The organism is Rudaea sp., assembly GCF_036560865.1.
Taxonomy (GTDB): domain Bacteria; phylum Pseudomonadota; class Gammaproteobacteria; order Xanthomonadales; family Rhodanobacteraceae; genus Rudaea.
This window is the reverse complement of sequence record NZ_DATBQK010000011.1, coordinates 1-9,860: the sequence shown is the minus strand read 5'-3', so window position 1 is coordinate 9,860 and position 9,860 is coordinate 1. Positions and strand designations below refer to the sequence as shown.

General features: G+C 62.0%; 9 protein-coding genes. 8 read left to right on the top strand and 1 reads right to left on the bottom strand.

Translation table 11 applies throughout. The features are described 5' to 3' along the window. Window positions 1-934, top strand: a 934-nt coding sequence (locus VIE67_RS01230; RefSeq protein WP_332022475.1) for a transcription termination/antitermination protein NusA, incomplete at its 5' end; no start/stop codon positions are given. Window positions 935-991: 57 nt separating this feature from the next. On the opposite strand, the gene VIE67_RS01225 is transcribed toward VIE67_RS01230, so the two are convergent. Next, window positions 992-1,126, bottom strand: a complete 135-nt coding sequence (locus tag VIE67_RS01225; protein WP_332022473.1) for a hypothetical protein — start codon at window positions 1,124-1,126, stop codon at window positions 992-994. A 1-nt stretch (window position 1,127) separates the two neighbouring features. Here VIE67_RS01225 and infB point away from each other — a divergent pair, with 1 nt between their 5' ends. The 7 genes from infB to VIE67_RS01190 all read left to right on the top strand — a co-directional run. Then, a complete protein-coding gene (infB, locus tag VIE67_RS01220) occupies window positions 1,128-3,767 on the top strand; it encodes a translation initiation factor IF-2 (protein ID WP_332022471.1) in 2,640 nt (879 codons plus the stop codon). A 192-nt stretch (window positions 3,768-3,959) separates the two neighbouring features. Next, window positions 3,960-5,051 (top strand): alpha/beta hydrolase, encoded by a 1,092-nt coding sequence (locus VIE67_RS01215; RefSeq protein ID WP_332022469.1) that lies wholly within the window; start codon window positions 3,960-3,962, stop codon window positions 5,049-5,051. Then, window positions 5,048-5,392, top strand: a complete 345-nt coding sequence (gene rbfA / locus VIE67_RS01210) for a 30S ribosome-binding factor RbfA (RefSeq protein WP_332022467.1) — start codon at window positions 5,048-5,050, stop codon at window positions 5,390-5,392. The genes VIE67_RS01215 and rbfA overlap by 4 nt, the downstream gene beginning before the upstream one ends. Window positions 5,393-5,586: 194 nt before the next feature. Further along, the gene (truB, locus tag VIE67_RS01205; RefSeq protein WP_332022465.1) at window positions 5,587-6,507 is read left to right on the top strand and encodes a tRNA pseudouridine(55) synthase TruB; all 921 of its coding nucleotides are present in this window, start codon (window positions 5,587-5,589) and stop codon (window positions 6,505-6,507) included. 325 nt (window positions 6,508-6,832) lie between these two features. Continuing rightward, on the top strand, window positions 6,833-7,102 hold the full coding sequence (rpsO, locus tag VIE67_RS01200; RefSeq protein ID WP_332022463.1) for a 30S ribosomal protein S15: 270 nt from the start codon (window positions 6,833-6,835) through the stop codon (window positions 7,100-7,102). Window positions 7,103-7,208: 106 nt separating this feature from the next. After that, window positions 7,209-9,311 (top strand): polyribonucleotide nucleotidyltransferase, encoded by a 2,103-nt coding sequence (gene pnp / locus VIE67_RS01195; protein WP_332022462.1) that lies wholly within the window; start codon window positions 7,209-7,211, stop codon window positions 9,309-9,311. 283 nt (window positions 9,312-9,594) lie between these two features. After that, on the top strand, window positions 9,595-9,860 hold a 266-nt coding region (locus VIE67_RS01190), incomplete at its 3' end, for a hypothetical protein (protein ID WP_332022460.1).

The following is a 9,860-nucleotide window of genomic DNA, read 5'->3' as shown; positions in this document are numbered from 1 at the left end:
GTACGAGGTGCGTGTGGAGCAACGCGGACCACAGTTGTTCGTGTCGCGCACCGCGCCGGAATTCATGATGGAGCTGTTCAAGCTCGAGGTGCCCGAAGTCGGTCAGGGTCTGGTCGAGATCAAGGCGGCCGCGCGCGATGCCGGCGATCGCGCCAAGATCGCCGTGCTCGCGCACGATCACCGCACCGATCCGATCGGCGCCTGCATCGGCATGCGCGGTTCGCGCGTGCAGGCGGTGTCGAACGAATTGAACGGCGAGCGCATCGATATCGTGCTGTGGAACGACAACCCCGCGCAGTTCGTAATCAACGCGATGGCGCCGGCCGAGGTGCAGTCGATCATCGTCGACGAAGACAAGCATTCGATGGATATCGCGGTCGCCGAAGACAAGCTCTCGCAGGCGATCGGCCGCGGCGGCCAGAACGTGCGTCTGGCGAGCAAGCTGTCGGGCTGGCAGTTGAACGTGATGACCCAGGATCAGGTCGCCGCGAAGTCCGAAAGCGAACAGCTCGCGGCGCGCGAACTGTTCCAGGAGAAGCTCGAAGTCGACGCCGAGATCGCCGCGATCCTCGTGCAGGAAGGCTTCACCACGGTCGAGGAAATCGCCTACGTGCCGACCGCCGAACTGGTTTCCATCGAAGGCTTCGACGAGGACATCGTCGAGGAGCTGCGCGCACGCGCACGCGATGCGTTGCTCACCGACGCGCTCGCGGCCGAGGAAGACATCGAGGAGCACAAGCCGGCTGCCGACCTGCTCGCCGTACCGGGCATGGACGAACCAACGGCGTATACGCTGTCCCAGCACAAGATCATCACGCGCGAAAATCTCGCCGATCTGGCCACTGATGAGCTGATCGAATTGGCAATCAATGGCGTTGACGAGCAACGCGCGGCCGATCTGATCATGGCGGCGCGGCAGGCCGAAGCGGCGTAGTTCGTTGCGACCATGAAAATGCGGATTTGCGTATGAACACTTGAACCCATAAGGCTGTCATTCCGGTGAAGACTGGAATCCAGTTCTTGCTTTCGCAGCAAAATCAAAATGGATTTCCGCTTTTGCGGGAATGACGGCAAAGAAGAAAGCGTTGCGTGGAACATCTGCGTGACGCGCCAGGAGAAACGACACAATGTCGGACGTAACGATCAAACAACTCGCCGGTGTGCTCGGCATGAGCGTGGACAAGCTGATCACCCAGCTTGACGGCGCCGGCATGAAGTTTTCGAACCCCGACCAGGTGGTTTCGAGCACCGAGAAAGTGAAGCTGCTCGGCTTCCTGCGCCGCACCCACGGCAAGGGCGGGAACGTCGCTGTCGAAGACAACGCGCCGCGCCAGGTCACGCTCAAGCGCCGCACGGTCAGCGAACTCACGGTCAATCAGGGCGCGACGCGCGGCAAGACCGTGAATGTCGAAGTGCGCCAGAAGCGCACCTACATCAAGCGCAGCGAAATTCCCGCCGAACAGCAGCCGGATGCGGAGCGCGAAGACGCGTTGAAGAAACTGCAGGAATCGCAGCTGAAGCGCGAGACCGAGGAAGTCACGCGCCAGGATCAGGAACGTCGCCGCCACGAAGAGGAAGCCAAGCTGCGTGCGGCCGAAGAAGCGCGTCAGCGCGCCGAAGTTGAAGCACGCGATGTGCAGGCCAAAGCTGCCGCCGAAAAGGAAACCGCGAAAGCGACGCCCGCCGGCGACAAACCCGCAGCGAAAACCGAGAAGGCCAAGCCGGCGGAAACCGCGCGCCCGCGTCCGGCCGACGGCCCGCGTCCGCCACGCACCGGCGCGGCTGACGACAGCAACGGCGCGCACAAGGCCAAGCCCAAGCACGGCTCGCATCGCATGCCCGACGACGGCAGCGATGTCGACGGCGCACCGCGCTATTTCGGCGCGGAGCTGCATTTGTCCGACGAAGGCCATGCGCGTCGCGGGGCGATCAAACGCAAACCGCGGCGTCAGGTCGAGCAGGCGCGTGCGCCGTCCGGCGGTCCGCACGGATTTTCCAAGCCGACCGCGCCGGTGACGCGCGACGTGCCGATCGGCGAATCGATTCTCGTCTCGGATCTGGCGCAGAAGATGGCGGTGAAAGGCGCCGATGTGGTCAAGGCGCTGTTCAAGATGGGCGTGATGGTGACGATCAATCAACCCATCGAGCACGACACCGCCGTGCTCGTGGTCGAGGAACTCGGCCACAAGGCGGTCAAGTTCGAGGAAAGCAACGCCGAAACCACGCTGTCGAAAGTCGAGGTCGTCGGTGAAAAGATCACGCGCGCGCCCGTGGTCACGATCATGGGACATGTCGATCACGGCAAGACGTCGCTGCTCGACTATATCCGTCGCACCAAGGTCGCCTCGGGCGAAGCCGGTGGCATCACCCAGCATATCGGCGCGTATCACGTGAAGACCGCCAAGGGCGTGATCTCGTTTCTCGATACGCCGGGCCATGCCGCATTCAGTTCGATGCGTGCGCGCGGCGCCAAGCTCACCGATATTGTGGTGCTGGTCGTCGCTGCCGACGACGGCGTGATGCCGCAGACGGTCGAAGCGATCAACCACGCGCGCGCGGCCAAGGTGCCGCTGATCGTCGCGATGAACAAGATGGACAAGCCCGAGGCGAATCCCGATCAGGTCAAGCAGGGACTCGTGCAGCACGAAGTGGTGCCCGAGGAGTGGGGCGGCGATGTGCGCATCGTGCCGGTGTCGGCGAAAACCGGCGACGGCGTCGACGATCTGCTCGACGCGATCCTGCTGCAGGCCGAAGTCATGGAACTGACAGCCGTCGTCGACGGGCTCGCCACCGGCGTGGTCGTCGAATCGAGTCTCGACAAGGGCCGTGGTCCGGTCGCGACCGTGCTGGTGCAACAGGGCACATTGAAGAAGGGCGATTTCATCGTCTGCGGCATCGAATACGGCCGTGTGCGCGCGTTGTTCAACGAGGCGGGCGAACAGGTCGAATCGGCCGGTCCGTCGATTCCCGTGCAGTTGCTCGGCCTTTCCGGCGTGCCCGATGCAGGCGACGATTTTATCGTTGTGCAGGATGAGCGTCTGGCCAAGGAAGTCGCGCTCGAACGTCAGCACAAGCGCCGCGATGCGCGCCTGATCAAGCAGGCCGGCAATCGCATGGAAGACGTGATGGCGCAGATGGGCAAGGGCGAAGGCCAGCAGACCCTGAACATCGTGGTCAAGGCCGATGTGCAGGGCTCGGCCGAAGCGTTGCGCGAGGCGCTGACCAAGATCGGCAACGATCTGATCAAGATCAACGTAATCGGCTCGGGCGTCGGCGGCATCACCGAATCCGATGCCACGCTGGCCGCGGCATCGAAAGCCGTGATCATCGGCTTCAACGTGCGTGCGGATGCATCGGCACGCAAGATCGTCGAAGCGGGCGGCCTGGACTTGCGTTACTTCTCGATCATCTACGACGTGATCGATCAGGTGAAACAGGTCGCCTCCGGTTTGCTCGGCAACGAGATCCGCGAAGAGATCATCGGCGTCGCCCAGGTGCGCGATGTATTCCGCTCGTCCAAGTTCGGCGCGATTGCGGGCTGCATGATCATCGAGGGTACGGTCAAGCGCAACAAGCCGATCCGCGTGCTGCGCGACAACACGGTGATCTTCCAGGGCGAGCTCGAATCGCTGCGTCGCTTCAAGGAAAACGTCGACGAAGTGCGCAACGGCATGGAGTGCGGCATTGGCGTCAAGCAATACAACGACGTCAAGCCGGGCGATCAAATCGAGTGCTTCGAACGTATCGAGTTTGCGCGGACGTTGTAGAGCCGGGACTCCGAGAGCGTAGCATTTGAGCTTTAAGTTCTTCGCTCGTCATTCCCGCGAAAGCGGGGTTTTCAACAGCCGAATGGCTGGTTATCCAGTTTTTCGGCGCTTTGCGGTGGAGCTGGATCCCAGCTTTCGCTGGGATGACGAGCAAAAAGAGCTAAGCCTCTATCGAAATCGGGTCCGACCAAAATGCTCGCCACACGTTTAGCAAAATCCGTACTGATCGTTTGCCTACTCAGCACAAGCGTCTGCGCCAAGGACACTAAACCCGAGGTGGATGCCGACGGCACCGTCACTTCGCCCGCTGCCCGTTTTCCGTTTTCCGTTTACGCCTCGCCACAGGCGCTGCAACGATTCCGCCAGATATTCGACGAGGCCAGGGCGGCGCCGCCGCTGGGCGGTCCGATCGAGGCGAGCCGCAAGTTCTACGGCGACATCAACGACGCGCGCGCCGAGCGCATGCAGAAGCTCTATCCGGTCGAGATCAAGGCGTCGAAGATCGGTGGCGTCGGGGTCGATGTCATCACGCCCGCAGGCAATGCAGTCGACAAGAAACGGGTATTGATCAACCTGCACGGCGGCGCGTTTCTCTGGGGCGCAGGCAGCGGTGGTTTGGTCGAGGCGATTCCGGTCGCGAGCCTGAGCAGGATCAAGGTGATCAGCGTCGATTACCGGCAGGGGCCGGAGTATACATTTCCCGCCGCGAGCGAGGATGTGGAAAATGTATACCGTGCCCTGCTCAGGCATCACCGGGCGCAGGATATCGGCATCTACGGTTGCTCGGCTGGCGGCGTGCTGACGGCCGAGGCGATCGCGTGGATCGCCAGCCAGAGCCTGCCGACTCCCGGCGCGATCGGCATTTTCTGCGCCGGTGTGGTCGACATGGGTGGGGACTCCGCTTACATCAGCCCGTTGCTGATGGGCGATCCCGTGCCGGTCGATCCGCTGCAGCTGGGCATGTTGCCGTACTTCAAGGGCGCGGATATGAAAGATCCGCTGGTCATGCCGGGCTCATCACCGGCGGCGCTGGCCAAGTTCCCGCCGACGCTGCTGATTTCGGGTACGCGTGATTTTGCCCTGAGCGCGCTGCTGCGCAGCAACGAGTTGCTCAGCGAGGCCGGTGTTGCCACCGAATTGCATGTCTGGGAAGGTATGTGGCACTCATTCTTCTCCGATCCCGAACTGCCCGAATCGAAAGCTGCGTACGCGGTGATGGCGCGCTTCTTCGAACGCGAGCTTGGCCGCCCAGCGCACGGCCCAAACAGGAAGCCCCGACCATGACTTCGCATTCCTTCACCCGATCCGATCGCCTGTCCGCCGAATTGCGCCGTCTGCTCGGCAGCATGGTGCACGAAGCGGTGCGCGACAACGCGTTGCCGTCGATGAGCGTATCCGACGTTGTGGTGACGAAGGATTTCGACTCCGCCACCGCCTACGTCACGGCGTTGATGCCCGACAAGGCGGTCGAGGGCGTTAAGGCGCTCAACGAGATGGCGAAGGGATTCCGCCGCGAACTTTCGCGCGTGATGACGATACGCCGCGTGCCGGAAATCCGTTTTCGCTATGACGATTCGGTCGATCGCGGCGAGCGCATCGAAGCCCTGCTGCGCGGGAAAGTCTGACTTCACCTCTCCCATCGGGAGAGGTCGGCACGCGTAGCGTGACGGGTGAGGTCGAAGCCGCGACAGCGGCTGAGGGCGAGACAGGATGTCGAGTGGAGGGGCGCTCCAAGGATGGATTATAAAATACCCGAACCCTCATCCGGCGCTTTGCGCCACCTTCTCCCGACGGGAGAAGGGAAGAGAGCGACTTCTCCATGAAAGTGAAACCTGCTTATCGCGACGTCCACGGCATCCTGCTCCTCGACAAGCCACAGGGGCTGAGTTCCAACCAGGCGCTGCAAAGAGCCAAGCGCCTGTTCAACGCGCGCAAGGCCGGCCACACCGGCAGCCTCGATCCGCTCGCAACCGGACTGCTGCCGATCTGTTTCGGCGAGGCGACCAAGATTGCAGGCTATCTGCTCGGCGCGCGCAAGGCTTATGCGGCCGAATGCCGGCTTGGCGCGACCACAACCACCGACGATGCGCAAGGCGAGTTCGTGCAAACGCGTCCGCTGCCGGCGTTGGATGACGCCGTCATCGAAGCGGCAATGGCGCCCTTGCGTGGACGCATCACCCAGACGCCGCCGATTTATTCGGCGCTCAAGCAAGCCGGCGTGCCTTTGTACAAACGCGCGCGTCGCGGCGAGGACGTGCAGGCACCGCCGCGCGAAGTGGATGTTTTTCGCTTCGATTTGATCGAACGCGAAGGTGCGGATTTGCGCCTGCATGTCGAATGCGGGTCGGGCACCTATGTGCGCAGCCTCGCGCGCGATCTGGGCGAGGCGCTCGGTTGCGGCGCGCATTTGACTGCGTTGCGGCGGCTCTGGGTCGAACCGTTCCGCGAACCCATAATGTGGACGCTGGAACAACTTGGTGAAATCGCCGCCGGCGGATTCGAAAAACTCGATGCCTTGCTGCTGCCTACAGAGCAGGGTCTGGCCGCTTTGCCGACCCTTGCGCTGTCATCCGAACAAGCCGTGCAATTGCAGCAGGGCAAACGCTACACACAGGCGGTTCTGGTCGATTGCAGTCTGGCTTGTGCGCTGGATACGCAGGGTCGTCTGGTCGCGCTGGTCGAAATCGATGCAGCGGGCGAGGTCCGTGTTCGCCGCGGGTTCACCCCCGTGATTGATTGATGCGGCTGGTGCGAACAGGTTATGTGAGCCTTGCTTCGATTTTCCGCACAACGTGTCTCATTGCTAGTGTAGAAACAACAAGATATGTGAATTACCTCAATCCGTTTCTCGCACGGTTTTCGCGGCCGTGTGGCGCCCGCCGGGAGTTCGGCGATACGGTATCCAGCGATGATGCGATTGACCCTTTCCGGCTCAAACCGGTTATAATAAGCGGCTTTATTTCACCAGCTCATCCACTTCCAAACTTCCACCCTAACGCGGATTGTGCCGGCTCACGCTGAGCCAACGGGCCGAACCGCGCCGGACGCAACATAAGGCTCACATCATGTCTCTCTCTGTCGAACAAACCAGCAAAGTCATTGCGGATTACCGCCGCGCAGCCAACGACACCGGCTCTCCCGAAGTACAAGTCGCCCTGCTCTCGGCGCGCATCGAACACCTCTCCAAGCATTTCGCCGATCACGACAAGGATCATCACTCGCGTCGCGGTCTGCTCAAGATGGTCAATCAGCGCCGTCGTCTTCTGCAATACCTGAAGACCAGCGATGGCGAACGCTACAAGACTCTGATCGAACGCCTAGGCCTGCGTCGGTAATTTGTGCGTTCATCCCTGAACGCGAAGATCACGAAGCGACCGTCCTTGGTCGCACTTTTCAATTTTGCGTTTCATCTTTGAACGCACTCCCAACCAGGACACTAACGTGGCAAAAGTAACCAAGTCGTTCCAGTACGGTAGTCAAACGGTCACGCTGGAGACGGGCGAAATTGCCCGCCAGGCGTCCGGCGCGGTGATGGTGTCGATGGGTGGCACCGTGGTGCTGGTCACCGCGGTCGCTGCATCGAAGGGACGCGAAGGGCAGGATTTCTTCCCGCTCACCGTGGACTATGTCGAGAAGTTCTATTCCGCCGGCCGCATTCCAGGCGGCTTCTTCAAACGCGAAGGTCGCCCGACCGAAAAGGAAACGCTGACCTCGCGCCTGATCGATCGACCCGTGCGTCCGCTGTTTCCGGAAGAGTACAAGAACGAAGTGCAGGTCATCGCGCAGGTCGTTTCGCTCAATCCCGAAGTCGACGGCGACATCCCTGCGCTGCTCGGCGCGTCTGCCGCGCTGAGTCTGGCCGGCATCCCGTTCAAGGGCCCGATCGGCGCTGCGCGCGTCGGTTACGCCAACGGCAAATACCTGCTTAACCCGACCAAGACCGAACTGAAAACCTCGGATCTGGATCTGGTCGTTGCCGGCACCAGCAATGCGGTGCTGATGGTCGAGTCCGAAGCCAAGCTGCTCAGCGAAGACGTGATGCTCGGCGCAGTCGTGTTCGGTCACCAGCAGATGCAGACTGCGATCCATGCGATCGCCGAACTCGCTACCGAAGCGGCCAAGCCGTCCTCAACCTGGACTGCCCCGGCGCGCGACGAGTCGCTGGCCGCCGCGGTCAAGGGCGCCATCGGCAACCAGCTCGAAGAGGCCTTCCAGGTGCGCGACAAGCTGCAACGTCGCGATGCGATCTCCGCGATCAAGGCGGACGTTTTGGCTTCGCTCAAGGGTGAAGCCGAACAGAAGAATTGGGCCGCCGCTGATTTGGCCAAGGAATTCGCCGAACTCGAATACCGCACGCTGCGCGACAGCGTGCTCAAGAGCAAGGTGCGCATCGACGGACGCAAGCTCGACGATATCCGTCCGATCGCAGTGCGCGTCGGCGTGTTGCCGCGTACGCACGGTTCGGCGCTGTTCACGCGCGGCGAAACCCAGGCGCTGGTCGTGGTCACGCTCGGCACCGCACGCGATTCGCAGATCATCGATGCACCGGAAGGCGAGTCGAAGGATCCGTTCCTGTTCCATTACAACTTCCCGCCGTTCTCGGTGGGCGAGGCCGGCCGCTTCGGCGCGCCGAAGCGTCGCGAGATCGGTCACGGCCGCCTCGCCAAGCGCGGCGTGCAGGCAGTCAAGCCAGCGATGGAAGCCTTTCCGTATGTGGTGCGTGTCGTCTCGGAAATCACCGAGTCGAACGGTTCCTCGTCGATGGCTTCGGTCTGCGGTTCCTCGCTCGCGATGATGGACGCGGGCGTGCCGCTCAAGGCGCCGGTCGCTGGTATCGCGATGGGTCTGGTCAAGGAAGGCGGCGACTTTGTCGTACTCAGCGATATCCTCGGCGACGAAGATCATCTGGGCGACATGGATTTCAAGGTCGCCGGCTCCGCCGACGGCATCAGCGCGTTGCAGATGGACATCAAGATCGACGGCATCACCGAGGAAATCATGAAGGTCGCGCTGGCCCAGGCCAAGCAGGGTCGTCTGCATATTCTCGGCGAGATGAACAAGGTGCTCGCCACCTCGCGCACCGAGATGAGCGAATTCGCACCGCGCCTGATGACGATGAAGATTCACCCGGACAAGATCCGCGAAGTCATCGGCAAGGGCGGCACCACGATCCGCGCGATCACCGAAGAAACCGGTGCGACGATCGACATCAGCGACGACGGCACCATCGTCATCGCCTCGGTCAATCGCGAAGCGGCGGAAGCGGCCAAGGCGCGCATCGAGCAGATCGTCTCCGACGTCGAGCCGGGCCGCATTTATGAGGGCAAAGTGGCCAAGCTTATGGACTTCGGTGCATTCGTCACCATCCTGCCGGGCAAGGATGGTCTCGTCCACGTCTCGCAGATTTCCAACGAGCGCGTCGAGAAAGTCTCCGACAAGCTCAAGGAAGGCGACATCGTCAAGGTCAAGGTGCTCGAAGTCGACAAGCAGGGCCGTATCCGCCTGTCGATGAAGGCGGTAACCGAAGACGCGCCTGCCGCATGATGGCGACGTAGATCGGGAAACAAGAAAAAACGGGCCGTTGGCCCGTTTTTTTTGCGCGACGTAGAGACCGCGATATTGATGGATTTGATGAAAGCCCGTTAGATATCGGGCCGGTTCATTCGGTCCAACTTGAGGCCTGTCAGCGTGAGTTACTCGCCGTGTTGTCGCCGTCGTCATCCGCGTTGCGCTTGCCGTATGATGCATTTACCGTATGGCGCTGCGTAAGATTGTGACGTACAGGCGAGAAGCCGCATGCAGTTCGCGCTTCTGAGGGGAGGAAACAATGGCTGAACTACGTGGATCGGGCACTAACCGGCGCATCTTCCTGCGGCAGGTCGCGACGCTGGCAGGTGCCGTCCCGGTCGGGGCGCGCACGCTAGGCGCGGCCGGAGCGGTAGCGCTCGCCGCTGCGGCGCCCGCGAACGCTGCTCCTGCAGCAGACGCGCCGTCGGTCGCGGCGCCGTTCACCGGCTACGAATTCTTCGGTCCCGGCGAGGCAACGTTCGTCGAGGCGCTGGTCAACGTGATGTGTCCCGCCGACCAGTACAC

What these genes read in the sequence shown, in the direction of transcription:
- infB (WP_332022471.1), top strand. Translation starts at nt 1,128, where the DNA reads ATGTCGGACGTAACGATCAAACAACTCGCCGGTGTGCTCGGCATGAGC.
- VIE67_RS01215 (WP_332022469.1), top strand. Translation starts at nt 3,960, where the DNA reads ATGCTCGCCACACGTTTAGCAAAATCCGTACTGATCGTTTGCCTACTC.
- rbfA (WP_332022467.1), top strand. Translation starts at nt 5,048, where the DNA reads ATGACTTCGCATTCCTTCACCCGATCCGATCGCCTGTCCGCCGAATTG.
- truB (WP_332022465.1), top strand. Translation starts at nt 5,587, where the DNA reads ATGAAAGTGAAACCTGCTTATCGCGACGTCCACGGCATCCTGCTCCTC.
- rpsO (WP_332022463.1), top strand. Translation starts at nt 6,833, where the DNA reads ATGTCTCTCTCTGTCGAACAAACCAGCAAAGTCATTGCGGATTACCGC.